This window comes from Terriglobia bacterium, from assembly GCA_035712365.1.
Classification (GTDB): Bacteria; Acidobacteriota; Terriglobia; order UBA7540; family UBA7540; genus SCRD01.
Window position 1 is genome coordinate 254,987 of sequence record DASTAW010000048.1, and the last position, 21,929, is coordinate 276,915.

Here is a 21,929-nt window from a genome sequence, read left to right on the forward strand (position 1 = left end):
CCATCAGCATCACAAGTCGATAATGAGGTCGCGTAGCGGCTGCGAGCAGCACGTCAACAGATTGCCGTCCGCAGGCGGCTCGAGCGGCGTTGGGTCATAACTGACGTCGCCCTCAATCAAGCCGCATTCGCAGCTATGGCACACTCCAGTGCGGCACGACCACTTCACCGGGACGTCGCAGGCCTCAGCGAGCTCGAGCAGGCTATGGAATGCAGGGCTCCAGCGAACTGCCAGGTTGCTGCGGGCGAAAGACACGCGAGGTCCAGTGCCGGGCGAGCTCACCGGCTGGTGCGGCAGCTTGTGAGGTCCATATATCACTCCCGGCGTACTCGACTTGCCCGAGCCGAAGATTTCGGTGTTGATGTGTCCGTTGCTCACACCCCAGGATGCAAGGCCTGACCCCAGGTCCTCCAGAAATGCAGGAGGTCCGCACAAATAGAAGTCGGCCTCGCGTGGCGTCCCAAGCTTCTTAAGGACTGCTAAGTCGAGCCGCCCAGGGGCGTCGTAGTCCAAGCCCAGCCGATCATCAGGACCAGGGCGGCTGTATTGGACGTGGCTCCGGCTGTGCGGCAAGGCCTTCAGAAGGTCTCGTGACTCCTGGGCGAAGGGGTGGTTCTTCCGATTGCGCGCCCCAAACAACCACCAGACCTCTCGTTGCGAGTTCTCGCCAACCAGCGCGTGCAGCATCGCCATGACGGGCGTTGCTCCGATGCCCGCGCTGAGCAGCACCACCGGCCCACTGCCTGGCCGCAGCGTGAAACCGCCCCTTGGAGCGCTTACATCCAACACGTCACTGACCTTCGTTTGAGTATTGAAGTAAGCGCTTGCAGCACCGTTCGGCTCCAGCTTGATGCTTATGCGATAGCGGTCAATTCTGGGGGGGCCCGAGAGTGAGTAGCAGCGCAGCAGCGGCGCAGCGCTGGGTCCTGGTTGCAGGCGCAGGACCACGAACTGGCCAGGCAAGGGGAGGACGAGGGGGTGATCGTCCGCTGATTCTAATTCGAGGGAGACCACAGAACTGCTTTCGCTTTCCTTCTGCGCAATTTGGAGTGGACGAAATCCCGTCCACGCAGGCGGTGGACTGCCGGGCGGAGCGAGCCCAGGATTCCCGGTGACCGGCTTCCCACTCTGTTCTTCCTCCAGCAGGGTTAGAAAAGAAGCGCGCCACCCAGGACTAAGGGCGGAAACGCGTAACGCCCGCTCCAGTTCTACGGCCGGATGGCCGGGCAGGTACAAGAGGGCGTTGGTGGCAGCGACGGTCATGCGCTCAGGGCCGTCGGCCACCTTGACGATTTCGTCGCCTGCGCCAACCGCCCCCTCCTCCAGCACACGAAAATAGAATCCGGGTTTGCCACTCGCCGTAAGCAAGGCCGCCATCCGCGGCTCATCCATCCGAATGCCGACCCGATAGCAGGTGACGCGCGGCTGGGTCACCTCGAACAAGGCGCTCCCAATTCGATAACGATCACCAATGCACACGTCATCGTCAGGAAGGCCCTCGATGGTGAAATTTTCTCCGAATTGTCCATAGGTGAAATTTCTTCGCCGCAGTCGATCTTCCCAGTAGTGGTAAGAGTCCATCTGGTAAACGAAGACTGCTCGTTGCTCGCCTCCGTGGCCGGCTAAGTCTCCCTGCCCATCACCATCAATGTTGAGCCGACGCACCATCCGCCGGTCCTGAACGGAATGTTTCCAAACCGCGGTGTGGACCGTTCTGCCGCGCCATGCGATATCGCGCGGAAGACCAACGTTAACGGAAAGTAGTTGCGCCATTCCTGCTGTCTCCGGCTGTCAGTTGTCGCGTGTTTTTCTGACTTGTCGCAGCAATGTTCACCAGCGGATGGAGGGCAAAGCGCCGCAGCACTCACTCAGGCAACCAGCGCGGCAAACCACGCCTTCATGATGGTGAGGGCTTCCAGCAACAGAGCGTTCGGGCGCCAAAGGTACAGGTGAGAATTTGAAAGCACCAGGCGGCCAACGGGCAACGCCGTGGGACTGGAATGCATTCCTTCCCGCTTCTGTTACAATATAGCCTGAATTTGAGCGGGCGGAACACATGTCCAACCTGATACACGACCTTGATCCAGGTCCACACTCGCCGGAAATTGTGCGGATGATTGTGGAAATCCCAAAGAACTCGTCGAACAAATACGAATACGATAAAACGCTCGGCGTGTTTCGTCTGGACCGTACTCTTTATTCCCCCATGCACTACCCGGGCGACTACGGATTTATCCCCGGTACACTGGCGGAGGACAACGATCCGCTGGATGTCCTGGTCTCTGCCGACGAGGCGACGTTTACGGGCTGCATGCTGGAAGTACGCCCGCTGGGATTGCTGGCCATGGTGGATGACCAGGGGCCGGACACCAAGATTATTTCGGTGCCCGACCGCAATCCGCGCTACGACCAGATTCACACCATCGACCAGATCTTCCCCCACGTTCTGACCGAAATCGAACACTTCTTCACCATCTACAAGGAGCTTGAGGGCAAGAAGACCCGCATGGAAGGCTGGAAAGGTCCACGGGAAGCCCGCAAGGCCATCCAGGAAAGCCGCGAGCGTTATCTCAACGATAGGGAAAAAACGCGCCGGGAACAAGCTGCCGCCGCTTCGTCCTGAGCCAATAACGCCTCATCCAAACAATTCATCTGTCCGGCTGATTAGCGAAGGTTGCATAATCTAGTGACACCTTGTTTTTGTAGCGCCGCTGTCTCGGCGGCATTTACCAAGGCCGGTCCCGCTTGGCGGGACCGGCGCTACGCGAAAACTTCGCTATATTTTGCAATCCTCAATAGAGGGCTGCCTTCTGGCGTGTTTCATACCAAGCTGGCGCGTCGGCGGGCCGCCACAAGATGGGCATAGAAAGTCCCGAGCTTGTCCAGCATTCGCACAGCAAAACCCATGTTTCGGCGGTTGATGTGCTCGATATTGATTCCAAGGGGCGGGGGATCAGGGGGGAGATTGTCAAAAACGTCCATCAGGATTCTCTGCGCGAGATTCAGGCAACGCTCGAAGGCTTCCTCAGCGTCGCGGGAAGAAGTTTCTCCACTGGTTTTATTATGGAGAAGAAAGCGATCGAGGTCGGCCGGAACATCGGCTCCCAGCCAGCGCAGGAATTCAATGTCACGGTGATGCGTGACGGGAGCAAAGCTCAGGAAGACACGGGCTTCAAGTCCGTTAAGGCGTTGAATCAGCCAGACGATGTCATTCGAGTCGAACAAAACCTGGGTGGTGAAAAAGCAGAGTCCCTCCGCCACCTTGCGCCGGATGCGGTCCACCTCATTGGCGCGGCTGGGAATGCTGATTCCTCCCAAGGCCGCCTGCAGACCCGCGGCGCGTATTTCTCGCGCCGTCTCGATGACACTGGGGCCGGCATACTGGATGTCGCTCGATTCCCCGCCGACGAGGATTAAATTGCTGATGTCGAATTTCTCCTGCGTTTCTCGGACCCACCGGGCCTGATCGGGCTGGTACACCACGCAGCGATTGATCACAACATCCAAACCGAGCTCTTTGCGGATTTTCGCGCCGAGACGCCGCGGCTCAATTCTCTCAACGAATTTGAAGGTCCTTTCGCCGCCCCGGGACTCATCATGAATTTCGGGAAGATTGATAGCGTCGGCCAGACCTTTAATTCTGGCGACCTCTGACATCGCAGACTTGAGCGCCTCCGGCTTCTCGGCGGGAGGAGATACCATCTCAAAAAATGTGACGGGGATAAGCGGATTCTGGATTTTGGCCTTGAGGTCCATCAGAAAATCCAATTCGGACTGCCTGCCATTGGTCCCGTTTGCCTGCCGGCCCAGGAAACAACGCGATACGACCATTCTAGCATCGTCTGCCGCAGGGCAGCCCGGAGAGCTGTGGGCGAACGGAAGTAATGGCACAAAGTGACGGATGTTTTGGCACAAGTGACGGAAGTGCTGACACAAAGGCTCGCAGATACAAGTAAGCGGCGGCGTGGAGGGCCTGTTTTAGAGGCTGTCGGCCCGGAACGCCAGCCGCGATCTCAATGACCTTTTACTGCGGCCTGGCCACCAACATCAGGCCAGGCAAAACCACAAGACCTCAGTGGAAGGACCGGCAAGCAACCATCCGATCGCGCTGGCTACCCGAAATCCCGAATCAGCAGCTCGATCACGTTGCCGCGAACCCACAGGCCAAGGGCCTACCACAGTCACGCCTGCCGGATCGGCGCGGTGTGGCGCCAGAAGTTCCAGGGCCGGCGGTGCGGGCAGACCAGCCAGAAGTTGGGCGCGCCGCCAATGCCCCACACATCGTTCCCGAGACGCAAACCGTGACAGCGCCTCAGGGCCATCCTCTCTCCACATTTACAGAACAACTGTCCCATCTCACCGCCCTCGACGGTTACGGATACGCCACGAGCGCACCGCTGGGCACAGTAGCCGTGGCCGTGGCCGCCGTGCCCTGAAAGACGACCGCGCCATCGGCGGCCGTGAACGTGCTGGTGGCCGAGATGACGATCTGGCCCGAGGGCAGCGATCCATCCGGAGCGTGAATGGTGTCGGAGATGGTGGTTTTTGCCTGGCAAAAGGCAGGAGCCGTGAGCCAGAGGCCGGAAGCCAGCAGGCAAACCACAATGATTACCCTTTTAACACTTGCTGAACAGCCTACCATCGGTTATCCTTTCGACGCCCTTTTGTCAGGCGCCTCCGCATCTGATGATGGAGCAGCACAATATGAAGCCAAGAAATCAGGCTCTCGACATCCTGCGCGGCGTCGCCATATTGCTCGTGGTGCTTTACCACTTCAGCCGCATTCGGGTTTTCTTTAATTTCGGCTGGACCGGTGTTGATCTCTTCTTCGTACTCTCCGGCTACCTGATTTCCGGCTTGTTGTTCGATGAATACAAGCGCGCAGGAACCCTTCAGGTAAAGCGATTCTGGATCCGTCGCGGCTTCAAAATCTATCCGTCGTTTTACGTGATGATGGCCCTGACCGGCGCCGCGCTTTTTGCCGCTCACAACACGCACCCAGGATTGCTCAATGAATGCCTTTTCATTCAGAATTATGGCGCGCACATCTGGGATCACACTTGGTCGCTCGCTGTCGAGGAACACTTTTACCTGCTCCTGCCGATTCTCCTTCTGGTCCTCCTGAAATTCTCTTCGAGCCGCTCCGATCCCTTTGCCGCGGTGCCCTGGATATTTGCCTTTCTTTTCTTTGCCTGCCTTGGCCTCCGTATCGCGGCACACGCCTACGGAATGAACTGGGTTGCAATTCACGCGGAGACTCAATTCCGGATTGACTCCCTTTTCGCGGGCGTTTTCCTCGGTTATCTCAAGCACTTTCGCGCACGGGCCTTTGCGTGGCTCACGCAAAAACCTCTGTGGGCAGTCGCAGTTCCGTTCCTGGTTCCAGCCCTGATGGTCCCTGCTTACAACGCGTTCATCAACGTCTATGGACCTACGCTGCTCTACATCGGCTATTCCTGCATCTTTCTGTCCGTCGTAGAAAGACCGGCTTCCAACGGCCCGTTGGCGCGCGCGATGTCCTATATCGGAAAGCATTCCTACTCGATCTACCTTTGGCATGGGGTGACGTGGCCCCTGCTGTTCAAAGGGCGGTTCGACTTCCGCTTTCTGCTGATGGGCCTGGCCGTTTCCATTCCCTCTGGCATATTGCTTTCCAAAGCCATCGAGATTCCGGCGCTGGCGCTGCGAGATCGTATTTTTCCTGCTTTGACTCACAATCGTCTGCATAAATTACCGCAAGGTGAAGGCCAGTTTCGTGGCGATGCTATTGATAAGAGCAAGGCAAGCAGGCAGCACAGCTTCAGCGGGGTGAGTTCAGGAACTCGACGATCTTCTGAAAATCGTCGCGAAGGACCTTTTCTTCCCGCGGATTGCGGAGAACATAAGCAGGGTGAAATGTCGGCAGGGCTTTGGCCCCTTGAAAGTCGTAAAACTGCCCGCGAATCTTCGTAATGCCTTCTTTGACCCCGAGGAGCGTCTTGACGGCCGGGGCCCCCAGGCAGCAGATCAGGCGAGGCTTGATCGTCCTGATCTGGCGCAGCAAAAACGGCGAGCAGGTTTCGATCTCGTCCGGAAGCGGCGTGCGATTGTCGGGCGGACGGCACTTCACGACGTTGCAGATATAAACGTCCTCGCGCTTCATGCCGGCCAGCTCGATCATGCGGTTCAGCAGACGACCGGCCCGGCCCACAAAGGGAAGTCCCTGGATGTCTTCGTCAGCTCCCGGACCTTCACCCACAAAAACCAGCTCGGCATGAGGGTTGCCCTGGCCGAAGACAATCGTGTGGCGGCCGGCGGCCAGGCGGCAGCGGCTGCAGTCACCCAGGTCTGCCCGGATTTCTTCCAGAGTTTCATGTTCCCGCGGAACCGTTGTCGGCGATACAGATTCAAACAGGCTCATGGACCGGGCCGCGGGGCCGGGCGCTGCGGCAGCCTGGGGCGTAGCGCCGGGTTTGTGCTGGGGGACCCCCGGTATCACAGGCGCATCCATAGGTTGCGGTCTGGATTCAGGTTTCATCTTCGCAGAGACGGTTTGTGTTGCCGCACTGGCGGGCACGGCCCGTTGGCGGCTGGGAGCTGCCTTCGCAACCTCAGTCCGCCGGATGTAGAACTCCTCGATGCCCAATTCCTCGTAGAACTCCAGCCTGGCCTTCACTTTTGCTCTCTGCCGTTCGTCCATCGCCTGATGTCCCGAAAAAGACTGCCTTAGCGCTTGCCTGCCGCCGCGCGTTTTGAGCGCAACCCGATCGCTTCATCAAGAATGGCGTTCGCCACATCCAATTTGCTCATCTTTTCGAGCGGTTTCACCTGGCCGTCAGGAAAAACCAGCGTGACGATGTTGGTGTCAGACTCGAAACCCGCGCCGGCCTCGGTCACGTCATTCGCCACGATCATGTCCAGACTTTTCTCGCGCACCTTCGCGGCCGCATTTTCGAGCAGGTGGTTCGTTTCCGCCGCAAAGCCGACGATGAGTTGATGGTCTGTCCGCCGGCGCGAAATCTCCGCAAGAATGTCCTGCGTTAGCTTAAATTCCAGGTTCATACCGCCGCGCCGCTTCTTGATCTTTTCGGTTTCGACGACGGCCGGCACAAAGTCCACCACCGCGGCAGCCATCAAAACCATCGTCGCCCGGTCAAGGCAGCGCAGCATAGCTTCGCTCATTTCGGCGGTAGTGCGGACATTTTCGACGACGACGCCGGCAGGCGGCGGAAGCCGCGTCGGGCCGCTGACCAGGATTACCGTGGCGCCTCGCCATCGGCATGCCTCGGCCAACGCATACCCCATCTTGCCGGAAGAACGGTTGGTGATATATCGGACCGGGTCCAGAGGTTCTTCGGTTGGACCTGCGCTGATCAGGACCGTTTCTTCCCTCAAGTCATCGCGCAGGTGCAGGGTTTCAAAAACAGCCTGAACAATTGATTCGATCGAGGCGAGGCGGCCTGACCCGATCATTCCACAGGCCAGATAACCTTCGTCGGGTTCGAGGACCCGGATGCCGCGTGAGCGCAACGTTTGCAGGTTCCGCTGCGTCGCCTCGTTTTCCCACATATTGACGTTCATGGCGGGAGCGACAATGATCGGAGCTTTCGTTGCCAGACACAGCGTGGTGAGGAAATCGTCAGCGATCCCGCCGGCCATTTTGGCAATGACATTCGCCGTTGCGGGCGCGATGACGAGAGCATCGATCCCTTGCGCCACGGCAATGTGCTCAATGGCGCTCTCGACGTTGGGCTCTTCGCCGCTTTCACCGAACAGTTCCGTGATGACCTTGTGGCCGGAGAGCGCCGCGAAAGTTAACGGTGTTACAAAGTTGCGCGCCCCGGCGGACATCACCACCTGAACGTCAAGGCCGCGGTCCTGAAGCATGCGAAGCAGTTCCGCCGCCTTATAAACGGCTATTCCGCCCGTAACTCCCAGCGCCACACGCATCACTTGGTCCTCAGCCGCGAAGTCCGGCGGGAAGTTCCTGGGCAGGGTTTGGTTTGGCAACCGGATGTCATCTGACGTTCAGTCCCCGAATCCTTGCACTCACGAAGCGTATGTCCCAGGCCAGGCTCCCGGCGGGCCAGCATTAACCCTTGTCGCCCTCGGTTTTCGGTTCAATCACTTCGAATGGGATCAGGCCGGCAGATACTTCCTGCTGCGCAACCTTGGTGGCCTTTTTCGTGTGCGTCTGGACGAGCGGCCTGACGCCCGACTGAAGCTGCCGGGCCCGCTTGGCGGCAATGAGAATGTAGCGGAATTTGCTGTCAATGTTGTTGGGTAACTCCATCTATCCTCCAATAAACTTTCCAATAATCTCCCTGACGCGCCGGTCCTGACACCTGCGGCGCAAGCGCGAAGCAAGCACAATATTGCGGAGGGCCTGGGCAGCAGTGGAAAGCCGATCGTTCACAATCACGTAATCATACTCCTTCCAATGTGCCACTTCCCGGCGCGACATTGCAAGGCGTTCGGCAATAACCTCGGGAGGGTCCTCATGGCGGCGGCGAAGCCGTTCTTCAAGGTCAGCGAAGGACGGCGGCACCACAAAGACGCTCACGGTGTCCGGAATCCGCCGGCGCAGCTTTCTATGTCCCTGGACGTCGATATCCAGCAGAATGTCCTGGCCAACTTCCTGAGCCTCCCGCAGCGTGCGCCAGGAAGTTCCGTAATATTGGCTGTGGACCCGCGCCCATTCCACGAATTCGCCTTGCGCCGCCCGCCGCCTGAATTCCTGCTGCGAAACAAAAAAGTACTCGCGACCGTGTTTTTCTCCCGCGCGCGGAGGGCGCGTGGTGTAAGAGACGGAGAACACCAGACCGCGCACCGAGACCCTGAGCTTCTGGATCAGGGTGGTCTTGCCCGCGCCCGAAGGCGCGGAGATCACGAAGACGCTGCCAAGCCTGCTGGGCAGCACGTTGGGTCCGGGTGGGCTCACTCGATGTTTTGCACCTGCTCGCGTATCTTCTCAATTTCCGATTTCATTTCGATCGCCTGGCGTCCAACCTCCCCGCCGATCTGAGGTACGTCCGACGTTTTTGACAGCAGCGTATTGGCTTCCCTGTTCAATTCCTGCAGCAGGAAATCGAGTTTCTTCCCTACCTCAGGGTTTTCGGCTATCAGTTGGCGCGCCTGGACCAGGTGGCTTTGAAAACGGGTCAGTTCCTCGGCGATGTCCGACCGCGAGACCAGATAAGCGACTTCCTGGGCAAGCCGCGCGGCGTCAACGTGTACGGCGCCCAGCAGCTCGTGCAGGCGGTTCTCCAGCCGCTGTTGTGCGTATTGGGGTATGCGGCGGGCCAGTTTGCCGATGGATTTCCGCAGGGACTCCAGGCGGTCGAGGCGGTCGAGTATATCTTTCTCCAGCGCCGAGCCCTCGCGGTCCCGCATCGAATTCAGCGTTTCGAGCGCTTCCGTCAGGGCAGCTTCGAGAATCTTCCGGACTGCCGCCAGTTCCTTGTCTGAGAGCTCGTTTTCGTTCGACAAAACTCCGGGAACTCTCAGGAGCTGCACGATGTCCGGTCCGGCCGCGGAGCCCAGTTCATCCTGCACTTCGCGGCAAATCTTGATGTAGGCTTTCAACACCTCGCGGTTCACTTTCAATTCTTCCGCGCCCGCGGCATCCAGATTGACGCTGACTTCCACATGCCCTCGGACGATGTGGCGTTTCACGATCCCGCGCAAGGCCGGTTCCATCGGCGAAAGCGCCATGGGCATTCGGAACTGCAGATCGAGAAAGCGATGGTTCACCGCCTTGACGGCGACGTTCAGGGACAACCCGCCATCTTCAAGCCGTACTTTACTATACCCTGTCATGCTCCGGACCATTTTCGCTCACGCCACCCTTGCCACCGCCGCTTCCGCGTCTGGCAGGCCTACGCTTCGCTGTCCACGAATTGAAGTTCGTGCAGGCGCTGATATATTCCGCCACGCGTCACCAGGTCCTCGTGCGTGCCCACTTCCGAGATGGTCCCGCGGTCCAGCACCACGATGCGGTCCGCGCGCCGGACCGTGCTGAGCCGGTGGGCAATCACAAGGACCGTTCGGCCCGACATCAGGTTTCCCAGCGCCTTTTGCACCAGGGCTTCGGATTCCGTATCCAGCTCCGACGTGGCTTCGTCCAGGATCAGAATCGGAGAATTCTTCAGCAGCGCGCGAGCAATCGCCAGGCGCTGCCGCTGCCCGCCGGAAAGACGCTGGCCGCGCTCGCCGATCATGCCCTGGTATCCGCCGGGCCTCTCGGTAATGAAGTCGTGTGCCAGCGCGGCACGGGCCGCCTCTTCCACATCAGCCCGGGTCCGCGACCCGTTACCATAGCAGATGTTGTTGAAAATGGTGTCGTTAAAAAGGATGGTTCCCTGCGTGACCATTCCGATCTGGGAGCGCAGCGAACCCAGTTTGAGATCACGCACGTTGTGGCCGTCAACCAGCAGCCGCCCGCGAGTAACATCATAGAACCTGGGGAGCAGGCTGGCCAGGGTTGTTTTTCCGGCCCCGCTCGATCCCACCAGCGCCACAACTTCACCCTTCCTGATTCTCAGATTGACGTCTTGCAGCAGCGGCACACCCGGTTCATATTCAAAGTCCACATCGTCAAAAACGATCTCATCCTTAAAAACGGGCAATTCTAGCGCGCTGTGTTTTTCTTTTACCTCGGGACTGATCTGCAGAAACTGGAAAACCTGTTCGGAAGCTCCAACGGCCTGCTGCACGGCGTTGTTGACGCCCGTCAACCGCTTGATCGGCTCGTACATCTTGATCAGCGCATAAAGGAAAACGAGAAATCCGCCCATCGTCTGCGCATGGTGGAGAATTTCATTGCGCTCATATAGCAGAAGCCCGGCGACGGTGATCGCGCCCAGAAGTTCCATCAGCGGGGCCGTCACAGCCTGCGCCCTCACCCAGCGCATGTTGGTGTGGAGCAGCTTGTGTGTCGCCGCCTTGAACCGCGCGACTTCAAAGTGCTCCATCACAAAAGCCTTTACGATACCGATTCCCGTGAAAGTCTCCTGAACGAGGTTGTTGATGTCGGCCATTCTGTCCTGGCTGGAACGGCTGGAACGGCGGATCGATCTTCCGATGTTGGCTGATGGCAAAACCACCAGGGGGACCAGCAAAAGCGATGCCATGGCCAGTTTCCAATCGACGGAGAAGATGACTGCAAGTAACCCAATCAGGGTAAAGGAATATCTCAGGAAATCCGCAGACACCTGGGAAACCGCATACTGAATTTTGTCAGTGTCGTTGCTGATTGCCGACATCAGACGGCCAGTAGGGTTCCGCTTGAAAAAGGCCATCGACTGCTCAACGATTTTGGCGTAAAGCTGATTGCGAAGGTTCCGGACAGCGGATTGGCCAATAAAATTGATGCTGACCGTGGCGCTATACTGCGAGATGCCCTTCACAATGGAAACGGCGATGATCGCAAGCGCCACGACGGTCCAGACATTGTGGATGTGACCGGGGAAAAAGTCTTGCAGATAGACGGTGTGATGGTTCCAGGGAAGATCGAAAAGCCGGATGCCGGACGAACTGGCCCCAGGTTTGAGGACATTGTCGCCCACAGGCTTGATGAGCAGGGCGGTAATCGCCTCGCAAGCGCCCACCACAGCCATCAGGACCACAGCCATGGCGAAACGCAGTCTGTAAGGTCGGAGAAATCCTAGCAGGCTTTGAACTTGGCTCATCCGGCGTCCTACCCACAGGCTGGAGAGCCCGCCGGGCGCGGAAAATAAAATCTTAATCTTCGCGAGAAGCGAAGTCAAGCTGCGAGGCCGCGCACGGCACGGCACCGGCTATCCGCCGCCGGCATTTTTACAGTTCGCAACTGTCGCCCCCACGGCATGGAAGCCATGCCGTTTGCGGGAACAGCTTTTCAAGCCATCGCAGCGAACTTTCACTCCTAACTTTCATTCATTAATCAGTCTTGGTCTGCCGATTATGCTAATCGGAGGGTTGGGTATGGGACACGCCGTGAGCGCGAGTCAATTTCTGTTAGAATACTGCACTGGCGGACATCCAATGAACGGCAATGGCAACGGCAACGGTTCGTACCGGCCGCTCAGCAGTGTGTGGGAGGGAACGGATGGTGAGCTCCTTGAGGCCATCTTCCGCTTTTACCCGACCATTCCGGTTGAGCCGATATTGGACTCTACGCATAACGCCGGCCGGTTCTGGAAAGGGTCCAAGCGGCGCGTCGTTTCGATGGATATAGACCCGCAATACAGGCCGAAGATCGTCGCGGATAATCGGATTATGAAAGGGGTCAGGTCTTCCCAATTTGGCGCCATCGTCTACGATCCGCCGCATGTAGGGCCTCAACGACGGGATAAGAGCCGCAAGCGTTTCGATGTGGATTTCGGAGCTTTCGTGGAATGCGGCAAGGAGCAAGACTGGAATCTGAGCTACCTCTATCCACCCTTTCTGAAACAAGCCAGGCGCGTCCTGAAGCCGAACGGGCTCCTGCTCGCCAAGATCACGGACAAGGTGAACAACCACAAGTCCAAGTGGCCGCACTGTGACTTTGGCTTGAGGCTGCTCCATGCGAGACCCCCCTCTGCCTTTTCAGCGGTGTGAGAACAAAGGTTCAGCGCGACGGCTGTCCATCCGCACTCGGAGGTTCTCCATGAGGTATTTAGCGCTCGGTGTAGACAGAGATGACTGCGGATTCGACCCGCCGAGCCTTGGAATCTTTTACATCGAAGCGCCTAATTGGCGAAAGGCCCGAGACGCAGCGGAGAAGCGTGACAAGAATTTTCTTTGCGTCGGATGCCTGGACGCTGCTCGCTTGCGGGAGCTCGCGGACGAAGTTGAGGGGCTGAGGCCGCACATAATAGTCAGGGACTCGCCTCGGGGCGAAAGGCGGCGTCCGAAGGTGGGTCCACCTCCCCGGGAGCCAAACCCCGGTCGTCAGCGCAGAAGGGGACGCCGGTAACGTCGGCTCCTTAGTAGAGGGCGGAACCGAAAGCGAGAGGGGCGTAATGCCAGAAGCAACCCACTGATCCCGGGGGAATTCATTCCCAAATACGGTTTCGAGCGGGTCCCTTCCGGGCTTGGGAGAACGCGAGAGCAAGCAACAATGCGAGCCCCACCCTTCGGACCGGGTCATGAGCGAGGGTCTGCCGGATCCGGAAGCGCTTGCCGTTAATGGTTACTCCAACAAGCCAGTTCCCAATCCACTTAAGGTCGGTTATCTCGGCGTGCTCGAATTGGGCATGACAGTTGGGACACACCACCAGCAGGTTGGTCGGATGGTGCCCCAGATTCGGGTCAAGGTGGTGGACTTCAAAGTAGGGTTCGCCGTCCCTCATCTGAAATGTAAATGAGCAGATCTGACACTTTCCACTGTACAGCTCCCGAAGCAATACCCGGATACCTGGCGGCGTGCTTGCGCGCCGGCCCGCTGCCGCTACAGCCGTTTCGGGGCGCGGACGCCGTTCGGAGGATTGTGCGATTCGTAAAAGTTCGCCCTGAGCCACCTCGCTCAGTCTCCGTCGAGTGAGCTTAGCCAGCGCGCCCAATTGACGGTACGCCTCAGGGTCAGATGGCGCGCTGTGCAGGCTCCGCCGGGCCTTCTGCTCTTCTTGTTCCTGCAGATAACGGTCCAGCGATACGCGATAGAGAAGTGCGCTTCGGTCCTCGACCGATATCGAGATCAGGTCACCCTCACGCACGCCCCTAGAGGAGAACCACCTTCCCAAGCCGAATATTCGGCTTTCCTTTGCCGAGGTGTCATATGGACGAAAGGTGAGGCCCCTTGCGCGCTCTTCGTCGTCGAAAGCGACCTGTATCTCTCGTGTGTCAGGCGGGAACCAACTGTCGAACTTGCGCGGTATCGCCAGCAGCCCCTTCGCGAGGCGACTAGATGTCGCGGTGATCGTGAAACTTTTCTGTCGAACCCGCCGGCCGCCCGCCTTGCTGTTCGAGTCCATTGGTGTCCATTAAAAGATATACGCCGATTTCAGTCAGATGAGTCGGGCCGCTGAACTGCGGGACATTCGCCCCTTCCTTCAGAGAATGCCTCTCCTATGTTGGCAAGCTCCGCTGCGAACACCCACCACTCGCTTTTAAAGATCAGATATCGGCACTTCATATCGGCGAGGGATATGTTTCTCCTGTCCTGGATTTTTCCGACGTGCTCGACAAAGCGTGTGCGGAGAGTGTGCTTGCTTTTGGTGGTTCCCTTAGACGCCTTGCCCACATAAACCAGTTTTCCCTTATAGTAGAGCGCGTATATGCCGCTCTCCTGCGGGCCGACATCTTTGGTAAGCGGCAATAATGGGCTGGACTCCAACTTTTCAACGACTTGCTCGCGGATTCCACGATCAAGATCAAAATCAAAAAAATGCGGGTTCTCGGTCGGATCAGGCATAGCGGCCCGCATATTATCACAGATAACGAGGGTGGAACTGACCGCCGGGGCTGCGGTTTCTCAGACACTAAACGGTGACATATCAGCAATTCATTGAAAACAGGTGTCTTATCACGTCCTGCCGCCGCTTTCTGGCGGCAATCACTTCAGGCAAGTTCCAGGGCCAGGGCCGCGGCGCCGTAAAGAGGCGAATAATTGCCCAGTCCAGCCTGGACGACTGTGGTCGAGTGCTCGAGCATTGAGGCTGAGCATTCACCCAGGTACTCGTGGACAGGACCCAGCAGGACAGCGCCTGAGAGGGCCACACCGCCTCCCAGAATGATGACATCGGGATTCAGGATGCGGATAGCGGTCAGCAGGCCCCTGGCCAGCGCCCGCGCCGCTTCTCGCACGATGATCTGCGGGCCATTTTCGCCTTCTCCGGCAGCGCGGAAGACCAATTCAGCCGTAATCCGATCCGGGTTACCGCCGGCAAGCTCGATGGTCCTGGCCATCACCTCCGGCTTTCTCCGCGCAAACCCGCGCGCCCGCAGTTCGATGGCAGTTCCCGAAGCGACGGTTTCCAGGCATCCTCGCGCACCGCAGGAGCACAAGGCGCCCGGGTCTGACACCTGGATGTGGCCCAATTCTCCGGCCAGCGAGTCCTTGCCTCGATGCACTCTGCCGCCGCAAATCACTCCTCCGCCGATGCCCGTGCTGATGGTGAGGTAAACCATCGATTCCGTGCCGCGCCCGGCGCCATAACGAAACTCGCCCAAAGCCCCGGCATTGGCGTCGTTGTCCACCTGACACCTGAGGCTGAAATTATCTTCCACCCATTGGGCCAGCCGGAAACCCTGCCACCCGGAGACATGCATTGAACTGACCTGTTGCCGCCCATAGTCAACCGGCCCGCCAAAACTGATGCCGCAGGACTGGACAGGCTGGTCCGACTTTGCGATCAGGTCATCGGCGCGCTTTCGCAGCTCACTCAGCATCCATTCGCGCCCGCCAGAGGGTTCGGTCCGGCCTTCTGAGAGAACAAGGCGATGGCCCCCGGAGTCAAAGAGGCCCAGGCGGAAATGGGTCCCGCCGATGTCTACGGCCAGCACATTGCTCATCGGGTGGAAAGCCTTCTAAGATTCTGCCCGGTTCGGGTGTGACGCATTAACCGGCATCCGTTTTCACTCAGCGTGGTTCCGTTCGAGGTCGCGATGGACGACTTTGGTTTTGAAGCCCTCTTCCTCCAGAAATTCGCCGATATGCTCGGCCAGCGCCACGGACCGGTGGCGTCCGCCGGTGCAGCCGATGGCAATGGTAAGATAACTTTTGCCCTCGCGGACATAGTTCGGCAGCAGAAAGAGGAGCAAGTCCGAAACGCGGCTGATAAATTCGCGAGTGAGGGCCTGCGACTCCACATATTCCCGTACGTCGGGGTCGATTCCGGACTTTTCCCGCAGCCCTGTCACAAAATTCGGGTTGGGCAAAAAACGGACGTCGAACACCAGATCAGCATCATGCGGGACCCCGTGCTTGAACCCGAACGACAGGACGGACACCAGCATGGTCTTGCGGCGGCGGCCTCCAAACCGGTCCTGAATCAACTCGCGAAGCTCGTGAACGTTCATCCGGCTGGTGTCGATCACAGTGTCGGCAAGATGCCGCATGGGCTTAAGCAGAGAGCGCTCAAGGCGGATGCCTTCCCGGACTGGCAGATTTCGGCCCAGGGGGTGGGGCCGGCGGGTCTCCTCGAATCGGTGGATCAGCGCCTCATCGGAAGCTTCAAGAAAAAGCAGCGCCACATTGAGACCATCGCGTCCCAGGCGCTGATAGGTGACGGGAAGCTGGCTGAGGGATTCTCCTTCGCGAATATCAACAACCACGGCAGAACGCCGGATGCGGCTTCCGTGCGCCGCGCACATGTCAGCGAACCTGGGAATCAACCCCACCGGAAGGTTGTCAACGCAATAGTAGCCCAGATCTTCGAAGGCCTTCAGCGCCGATCCCTTTCCCGAACCGCTGAGGCCTGTGATCACAACAAGCCGGCGGGTTACCTTGCCGGGATGGCGCCTCTTAGTCTTCATGCGCGCTGAATGCGATGGCGATGACGTTGCACGAATGGCGGCGTCCCATCGCCACGATAACCAGTTGAGGCTGGATTTCAGGATTCTGGCTCGACGAGACCCAGTTTTCCGTCGGGCCGCCGATAGATAACGTTCACCCGCTCACTTTCGGAGTTGCGAAAGACAACGAGTCCGCTGGCGACCGCCTCCAGCGATTCGATGGCCTCCTCAAGGCTCATCGGCTTCACCGGAAGGCGCTCGGACTCAATCGCTACGCGTTCCTCGTGGTCAACCCGGCTGCTCTGGAAAACGTTCAGTGTGATGTTCGCCGTCGGTTTGGGGCGGCGCTTCTTCGTCCGCCTTCGCGCCAGACGCTTGACCGCCTGCCGCTCGAGCTTGTCGAGCGCTCCCTTGATGGCGCTTCGATTGTCAACCGCCTCCATCACGCTGACGAGCGTCTGGTCAGGAAAAGTCGCGGTGATTTCTGCCGTGCGCCCGTGCTTTTCCGCGATGAGTATAACATGCAGTTTGGGATGGCCTGGAAGCAATCTGCCAAGTTTCCTGAGGCGCTGGTGAGTGTACTGGCGCAGCCCGGCAGTCACATTCACCTGACGTCCTGTGAAATCAACGTCCATAACAGCGCCTCCTCTGACCGTCTTTCGAATTGGCGATGCGTCAGGATTGTTCATCCCTTGACCCGGCGCTGGTGTGTGCTGGGGATCTTCATGTCTTCACGGTATTTCGCCACTGTCCGGCGGGTGACATCGAAACCCTGTTCACGCAGATGCTGCATGATGCTTTCGTCGGTAAGGGGATGGGCAGGTTCTTCGTCTTCAATCATCTGTTTCACAATCCGCTTCAGGCGGATCAGCGAGGTGTTGCCTCCCCGCGGCCCTTGCACGGATTCAGAAAAGAAATAGCGGAGCTCGTAAACGCCCTGCGGCGTGTGAGCATATTTATTGGCAACCGCGCGGCTGACGGTCGAGGGATGCACCCCGACTTCTTCGGCCACCTCTTTGATCATCATGGGCCGCAAAAAATCGATTCCCTTCTCGAGGAATTCCACCTGGCGTTGAATGATGGACTCACACACCCGCGCAATCGTATGCTTGCGCTGCTCGATGTTCTTGATGAGCTGCAATGCGGAATTGCAGCGCTCCTTCACATAGCTGCGCACCTCGCGCGTTGCCGCCAGGTCCGAGAGCAGGCGCCGGTATTGCCGGCTGAGCCTCAACTGGGGCAGTCCGTCCTCGTTCAGGCGGACTTCGTACCCGTTGCTGGTCTTGACGATAAAAACGTCCGGCTCGATCAATTGCGGCTGCGTCTTGTTGTAACGCTGGCCTGGACGCGGATCGAGCTTACGGATCACCTCAACAGCCCTCTCGACGGCCGGGACCGGCCGGTCAAGGGCGCGAGCAATCTCCCGGTAATGCTTGTTCTGAACCAGTTTCAGATGGTCGGAAACGATCTGGGCGGCCAGGCTGCTTTCAGGGGCCATCGTGCGGAGCTGAATCAGAAGGCACTCGCGGACATCCCTTGCCGCCACGCCGAGCGGATCAAATTCCTGGACCAGCGCCAGGGCAGCTTCCACGTCGCCCTGCTCATGGCCTCCGGTCCGGGCGATCTCTTCCACCGAAGTCGTCAGATAACCGTCTTCATTCAGGTTTCCAACGATTGAGTCCGCCGCGCTCCGCACCGCTTCTGAGCACTTGGAAACGCTTAATTGCCATTCCAGATGGTCAGCCAACGAGGATGGCTGGGAGAGAAAGTTTTCGAAAGAAGTCTTTTCGTAAATCTCGCCGGCAGGCGCCTTGAATCCCGGATCCAGGTAATCGCGGAAGAAAGACCCGAAATCAATCTCCTCAAACGAATCCCGATTTCCGTTTTCGGCAGAATTCTCACCAGGAACAAGGTCCGGAGTTCCGTTGGCCTCAACTTTTTGCGCCACCTCCTCCATCGAGGGAGCGTCCTCAGGAACTTCTTCGAGGACGGGATTGGCGATCATTTCCTCATTGATCATCTCTCGCAATTCGAGCCGGTTGAGGGCCAGGACGCTGACCATCTGCACAAGGCCAGGCGTCAGGATCTGCTTCTGCGCCACCTTGAGGTTGAGGCCGATTCTGGGTTGAGGTCCGCCCATCACACTACCAGCTTGAAGTTGTCGCCGAGATAAATTCGCTTCACTTCAGCGTCGTTCCCCAGCTCTTCGGGAGAGCCGGCCCGAAAGATTCTTCCGTTATTAATGATATAAGCGCGGTCGGTCACCCGCAGGGTCTCCCGTACGTTATGGTCCGTTACCAATACCCCGATGCCGCTATCCTTTAACCGGATGATAATTTCCTGGATATCGAGGACGGTTAAGGGATCAATGCCGGAAAACGGCTCATCTAGAAGTATAAACGATGGTGAGATCACGAGGGAACGTGCAATTTCCACCCGCCGCCTTTCACCTCCCGAGAGCAGATACCCGTGGCTGCGCCTAACGTGTTGTAAACCGAGGTCTTCAAGCAATTCTTCGAGGCGCTCGCGCCGCTGATGATTGGTGAGCGGAAGTGTTTCCAGAACGGCGAGAACGTTATCCTCCACCGTCAGCTTACGAAAGATCGAAGGCTCCTGCGGCAGGTAGCTGATCCCGCTCCTGGCCCTCAGGTACATGGGGTAGGTCGTAATGTCCGTGTCGTCAAGGACGACCTGCCCGGAATCCGGGCTGACCAGACCGACGATGATGTAAAAGGTGGTTGTTTTGCCCGCGCCGTTCGGGCCCAGCAGGCCGACAACTTCGCCCTGAGCGATGGTCAGGCTGATGTTATCAACCACCTTGCGGCCTTTGTAGGCCTTGGCCAGGTCAACCGTAGAGAGAGTATGCATCGTCGCTCACTGCGCGACACGGTGTTTGGATATAGCCGGGGAATTGGCGCTTCCATCCACGAGCAACCGGTCATTGTGAATATAGAAGGTCAAACGTTGCCCCGTGATCGTTCCTTTTTCCGTGTCGTAAACGGTCGGCGGTCCACCCGTCATCACAACTTTTCCTGTCTGCGCGTCATAGACGGCGTTCTCACCCTTAGCATACCGCATGGGCTGCACGATCTTCACATGTCCTTCGGCTTCGGCGTTATCGACTTCTGAATCCGCCGGCGTCTTGCCGGCTGAAAAATGAACGTCCAGCCGGTCTGATTGAATCCGCGTATCTTCCGTGTCGAACTCGACGTTACCGGCATAGCGGGCCTTGCGGCCCTCATCAAAGTAGTCAAGCCGGTCGGCCCCAATCGTCACCGGCCTCAGGCCTGACGCGGCACCCTTCTGCGCATCGGCTTTGCCAGACGCGGCCTGAAGGTGGGAGGTTAGCACCCGCGAATTCGTGCTCACACGCCGCGCATTCCGATAAACATCCAGCGACTGCGATTCAATCACGTCCGTCCCGCGCCAGGCACGAACGTGCCCTTCGTAATGGACCACCTGGCTGCGGCGGTCAGCCGTCATGCGCTCGGCAATCACGCTGGTGGGAAGCGCCGAGGGATCCTTCGGATCAGTGTGGATGGCATGCACGCTGCCGATTCCCTCCGCCGTGTTCGAAGCAAGGGCCAGCACAATCTGGTCAGCGCGCGTCCGAGTGCTCGAATCCCAGACTTCCGGCCTCCCCGTCAGGACCACTTTCTGCTCGCGCGCAAGGTCGCGGGCCCGGTCGGCCTTCGCCTCCAGCGTCCCGTTGTTGAAATGGAAATCCCCGGCCTGTTCGACCGATAGTACAACTTCAGTCGCCGGATCAAACGTCGCCAGCATCTCGCGTGCAGTCGAAACCGCCGGACGCTGGTTCCGTGAATTCGCAGGCGGAGCGGAGACGATCTGCGTCCCGCCGGTTCCGCGAAGCGATTCGAGGTGACTCGCCGAGTCGAAGGCCATCAGGAATTTCGCCGCGGTTATCGTCCTGCTGCCGGCCTTGGGGTTATCAGGATAAAGGACCAGCGTTCCGGATCCTGCGGTCTCGGCCGCCTTCAGATTTTTTCCCCTTGGTCGAAAAGCGAAATCGATCTTTTCAGTTGCGAGGTCTTCCCTCGAGACCTTTCCGCCCGGCATCTGCGGCGCTGAAGGATCACCTTGCCGGCGCGTTGCCTGGGTAATGGTCAGGCGGACGCCACCCATCGCCACGCCATTGGCGGGAACGTGAGTGGTGGGATCGAAGTTCAAGACCACCTCATGCGCTTTGATCTGGCTCAGCGCGCCGCCCTGAGTTGATTGGCCCCGCGCGTGCCCCGACGCGACGAGCGTGGCGAGGCGGCTGGTGACGGGATCAAGCTGTCCGCGCATCAGGTCCGACTCCAGCTTCAGTTCGCCGGTTCGCGTTCTATCGAGCGCATGAGCATTGCCTTGCAGCAGGACCTCTGTAATCCGGTTCTGCTCGTTCATTGAAATCAATCCCTTGCTTGCCGTAACCACCCGATCAGCCTGGCGGATTTTCACCGGCCCCCACAGTTGCACACCTTCCGCAGGCCCGGCATAGTGAAGGCGGCTGGCGGACACCTCTATCGGAGCGCCCGCGTGCGCTTCTTTGGCGGGATGGAACACCGCCTGCACATCCTCCTTCAGGGTGATCTCGCTGGTGTCGCTGCCGTAAATGAGTCCCCGCGCAGACCCTGAAACGTCCCCCAGACGGAACCGCACCGGAGTGTCGCTCTCAAGCTGCGTCCCGTGCTCAGTGGAAGTCACCTTTGATGTTCTGAGATACACCGGCTGGCGTGCGGCATCCGCGACGGCGGGCTTCTGATCGATGGGCTGGTCAGGTTTTGCTGCCAGGTCTTTCAGTTGGCGGGGCGAGGCGTTCAGCACCAGCTCAACATCGCCGGGCGTCGAAAGGTTCCCGGTCGTCTGATTGTATTCGCCTTCCGGTGTTCGAAGGATGTCGTGGCGTTTTTCCGAGCGCCCGAAGAACTCCACGTAAACGTCCTGCAGCAAAGTCGCGCCACCTTGCTTGTAGGCCAGCGTGCGCGCCGCGTGGATTACAAAGAGCTGCCGTCCGTTATCTGAGCGGGAAAAGGTGACTCCGGAAAGCTGCTGGTTGACGTCCTTTGGAAGCCCGGGAGGTTTGGGCAGCGCCGCTTGTCGTTGGGACCTGCCCACCCAGTAGGCGCCCAACACAATTCCCGCCGTGATCACCAGCCCCGCTCCGGTCAGCAGCTTGATCCACCGCCTACCCCGGACGTGTCGTTGAATTCTGTCGTTCACTTTCCCGCGTGCAGCCTCCCGCTACTATTCTAAACCCGCCGGGAAGTAATCTCCTCGATTCCAGTGGTCCGCACGGTGCTAGCCCAAAGGCCGCAGCCAGGTAGAATTTTCCCACTGTTCGCAAATTGAACAACAATTTGAAAAATGGCGCAGGCGAGTGACGTTAAATATTAATAACGTATGTATTATCAATCTCTTAGATTTTTACAAAAAATCGTCTCATAAATCCCATACGTCCCAATGCAGGCCCAATCCGAATTAAGTAGGCTACTAATGTTTGACTCCGTGATTTCCGATCTCCCATCAGGCAC

At 58.5% G+C, this 21,929-nt stretch carries 20 protein-coding genes and 1 pseudogene; 2 read left to right on the forward strand and 19 right to left on the reverse strand.

All coding sequences use genetic code 11. From position 1 onward, the window contains the following. Window positions 1-9: 9 nt before the first annotated feature. On the reverse strand, window positions 10-1,773 hold the full coding sequence (locus tag VFQ24_15120; protein ID HET9179686.1) for an MOSC and FAD-binding oxidoreductase domain-containing protein: 1,764 nt from the start codon (window positions 1,771-1,773) through the stop codon (window positions 10-12). A gap of 116 nt (window positions 1,774-1,889) precedes the next feature. Further along, a pseudogene (locus tag VFQ24_15125) lies at window positions 1,890-1,985 on the reverse strand (S-adenosylmethionine-binding protein). 71 nt (window positions 1,986-2,056) lie between these two features. Between VFQ24_15125 and VFQ24_15130 the strand changes: the two are divergent. Then, window positions 2,057-2,623: an inorganic diphosphatase gene (locus VFQ24_15130; GenBank protein HET9179687.1), complete on the forward strand. Its 567-nt coding sequence runs from the start codon at window positions 2,057-2,059 to the stop codon at window positions 2,621-2,623. Window positions 2,624-2,820: 197 nt separating this feature from the next. Here VFQ24_15130 and VFQ24_15135 read toward each other — a convergent pair whose 3' ends face one another. From VFQ24_15135 to VFQ24_15175, 9 genes are all read right to left on the reverse strand, one after another. Further along, a complete protein-coding gene (locus VFQ24_15135) occupies window positions 2,821-3,831 on the reverse strand; it encodes a hypothetical protein (GenBank protein ID HET9179688.1) in 1,011 nt (336 codons plus the stop codon). 541 nt (window positions 3,832-4,372) lie between these two features. After that, window positions 4,373-4,642, reverse strand: coding sequence for a hypothetical protein (locus VFQ24_15140; protein HET9179689.1), 270 nt, complete (start codon window positions 4,640-4,642; stop codon window positions 4,373-4,375). Next, window positions 4,636-5,313 (reverse strand): hypothetical protein, encoded by a 678-nt coding sequence (locus VFQ24_15145; GenBank protein HET9179690.1) that lies wholly within the window; start codon window positions 5,311-5,313, stop codon window positions 4,636-4,638. Before VFQ24_15145 ends, VFQ24_15140 begins: the two co-directional genes overlap by 7 nt. A 487-nt stretch (window positions 5,314-5,800) precedes the next feature. Then, window positions 5,801-6,679 carry a uracil-DNA glycosylase gene (locus VFQ24_15150; GenBank protein HET9179691.1) on the reverse strand — a complete coding sequence of 293 codons (879 nt, stop codon included), beginning with the start codon at window positions 6,677-6,679 and terminating at the stop codon, window positions 5,801-5,803. 26 nt (window positions 6,680-6,705) lie between these two features. Next, complete coding sequence (gene coaBC, locus VFQ24_15155) at window positions 6,706-7,989, reverse strand: bifunctional phosphopantothenoylcysteine decarboxylase/phosphopantothenate--cysteine ligase CoaBC (GenBank protein ID HET9179692.1); 1,284 nt, start codon at window positions 7,987-7,989, stop codon at window positions 6,706-6,708. Window positions 7,990-8,071: 82 nt separating this feature from the next. Then, a complete protein-coding gene (gene rpoZ, locus VFQ24_15160) occupies window positions 8,072-8,272 on the reverse strand; it encodes a DNA-directed RNA polymerase subunit omega (protein HET9179693.1) in 201 nt (66 codons plus the stop codon). Further along, on the reverse strand, window positions 8,273-8,920 hold the full coding sequence (gene gmk / locus VFQ24_15165) for a guanylate kinase (GenBank protein ID HET9179694.1): 648 nt from the start codon (window positions 8,918-8,920) through the stop codon (window positions 8,273-8,275). It abuts the gene before it with no gap. Continuing rightward, on the reverse strand, window positions 8,917-9,810 hold the full coding sequence (locus tag VFQ24_15170) for a YicC/YloC family endoribonuclease (protein ID HET9179695.1): 894 nt from the start codon (window positions 9,808-9,810) through the stop codon (window positions 8,917-8,919). The genes gmk and VFQ24_15170 overlap by 4 nt, the downstream gene beginning before the upstream one ends. A gap of 47 nt (window positions 9,811-9,857) precedes the next feature. Further along, window positions 9,858-11,669, reverse strand: a complete 1,812-nt coding sequence (locus VFQ24_15175; protein ID HET9179696.1) for an ABC transporter ATP-binding protein — start codon at window positions 11,667-11,669, stop codon at window positions 9,858-9,860. 274 nt (window positions 11,670-11,943) lie between these two features. Between VFQ24_15175 and VFQ24_15180 the strand changes: the two genes are divergently transcribed. Then, window positions 11,944-12,558 (forward strand): hypothetical protein, encoded by a 615-nt coding sequence (locus tag VFQ24_15180; GenBank protein HET9179697.1) that lies wholly within the window; start codon window positions 11,944-11,946, stop codon window positions 12,556-12,558. A gap of 437 nt (window positions 12,559-12,995) precedes the next feature. On the opposite strand, the gene VFQ24_15185 is transcribed toward VFQ24_15180, so the two are convergent. The 8 genes from VFQ24_15185 to VFQ24_15220 all read right to left on the reverse strand — a co-directional run bounded on the left by VFQ24_15185 (window position 12,996) and on the right by VFQ24_15220 (window position 21,618). After that, on the reverse strand, window positions 12,996-13,913 hold the full coding sequence (locus VFQ24_15185; protein ID HET9179698.1) for an HNH endonuclease signature motif containing protein: 918 nt from the start codon (window positions 13,911-13,913) through the stop codon (window positions 12,996-12,998). A gap of 29 nt (window positions 13,914-13,942) precedes the next feature. Beyond that, window positions 13,943-14,353 (reverse strand): hypothetical protein, encoded by a 411-nt coding sequence (locus VFQ24_15190; protein HET9179699.1) that lies wholly within the window; start codon window positions 14,351-14,353, stop codon window positions 13,943-13,945. A 146-nt stretch (window positions 14,354-14,499) separates the two neighbouring features. Then, a complete protein-coding gene (locus VFQ24_15195; protein HET9179700.1) occupies window positions 14,500-15,453 on the reverse strand; it encodes an ROK family protein in 954 nt (317 codons plus the stop codon). A 63-nt stretch (window positions 15,454-15,516) separates the two neighbouring features. Further along, a complete protein-coding gene (gene rapZ, locus VFQ24_15200; GenBank protein HET9179701.1) occupies window positions 15,517-16,416 on the reverse strand; it encodes an RNase adapter RapZ in 900 nt (299 codons plus the stop codon). Between the two features lie 77 nt (window positions 16,417-16,493). Continuing rightward, window positions 16,494-17,030 (reverse strand): ribosome-associated translation inhibitor RaiA, encoded by a 537-nt coding sequence (gene raiA / locus VFQ24_15205; GenBank protein ID HET9179702.1) that lies wholly within the window; start codon window positions 17,028-17,030, stop codon window positions 16,494-16,496. A 50-nt stretch (window positions 17,031-17,080) separates the two neighbouring features. Next, window positions 17,081-18,535, reverse strand: a complete 1,455-nt coding sequence (gene rpoN / locus VFQ24_15210; GenBank protein HET9179703.1) for an RNA polymerase factor sigma-54 — start codon at window positions 18,533-18,535, stop codon at window positions 17,081-17,083. Further along, window positions 18,535-19,263 (reverse strand): LPS export ABC transporter ATP-binding protein, encoded by a 729-nt coding sequence (gene lptB / locus VFQ24_15215; protein HET9179704.1) that lies wholly within the window; start codon window positions 19,261-19,263, stop codon window positions 18,535-18,537. The genes rpoN and lptB overlap by 1 nt, the downstream gene beginning before the upstream one ends. 6 nt (window positions 19,264-19,269) lie before the next feature. After that, window positions 19,270-21,618 (reverse strand): LptA/OstA family protein, encoded by a 2,349-nt coding sequence (locus VFQ24_15220; protein ID HET9179705.1) that lies wholly within the window; start codon window positions 21,616-21,618, stop codon window positions 19,270-19,272. Between the last annotated feature and the right edge of the window lie 311 nt (window positions 21,619-21,929).

Bases quoted from the DNA above. Each gene is read 5' to 3' on its own strand.
- VFQ24_15120 (HET9179686.1), bottom strand. From the start codon at position 1,773: ATGGCGCAACTACTTTCCGTTAACGTTGGTCTTCCGCGCGATATCGCA.
- VFQ24_15130 (HET9179687.1), top strand. From the start codon at position 2,057: ATGTCCAACCTGATACACGACCTTGATCCAGGTCCACACTCGCCGGAA.
- VFQ24_15135 (HET9179688.1), bottom strand. From the start codon at position 3,831: ATGGTCGTATCGCGTTGTTTCCTGGGCCGGCAGGCAAACGGGACCAAT.
- VFQ24_15140 (HET9179689.1), bottom strand. From the start codon at position 4,642: ATGGTAGGCTGTTCAGCAAGTGTTAAAAGGGTAATCATTGTGGTTTGC.
- VFQ24_15150 (HET9179691.1), bottom strand. From the start codon at position 6,679: ATGGACGAACGGCAGAGAGCAAAAGTGAAGGCCAGGCTGGAGTTCTAC.
- rpoZ (HET9179693.1), bottom strand. From the start codon at position 8,272: ATGGAGTTACCCAACAACATTGACAGCAAATTCCGCTACATTCTCATT.
- VFQ24_15170 (HET9179695.1), bottom strand. From the start codon at position 9,810: ATGGTCCGGAGCATGACAGGGTATAGTAAAGTACGGCTTGAAGATGGC.
- VFQ24_15175 (HET9179696.1), bottom strand. From the start codon at position 11,669: ATGAGCCAAGTTCAAAGCCTGCTAGGATTTCTCCGACCTTACAGACTG.
- VFQ24_15180 (HET9179697.1), top strand. From the start codon at position 11,944: ATGGGACACGCCGTGAGCGCGAGTCAATTTCTGTTAGAATACTGCACT.
- VFQ24_15185 (HET9179698.1), bottom strand. From the start codon at position 13,913: ATGGACTCGAACAGCAAGGCGGGCGGCCGGCGGGTTCGACAGAAAAGT.
- VFQ24_15190 (HET9179699.1), bottom strand. From the start codon at position 14,353: ATGCCTGATCCGACCGAGAACCCGCATTTTTTTGATTTTGATCTTGAT.
- VFQ24_15195 (HET9179700.1), bottom strand. From the start codon at position 15,453: ATGAGCAATGTGCTGGCCGTAGACATCGGCGGGACCCATTTCCGCCTG.
- rapZ (HET9179701.1), bottom strand. From the start codon at position 16,416: ATGAAGACTAAGAGGCGCCATCCCGGCAAGGTAACCCGCCGGCTTGTT.
- raiA (HET9179702.1), bottom strand. From the start codon at position 17,030: ATGGACGTTGATTTCACAGGACGTCAGGTGAATGTGACTGCCGGGCTG.
- rpoN (HET9179703.1), bottom strand. From the start codon at position 18,535: ATGGGCGGACCTCAACCCAGAATCGGCCTCAACCTCAAGGTGGCGCAG.
- lptB (HET9179704.1), bottom strand. From the start codon at position 19,263: ATGCATACTCTCTCTACGGTTGACCTGGCCAAGGCCTACAAAGGCCGC.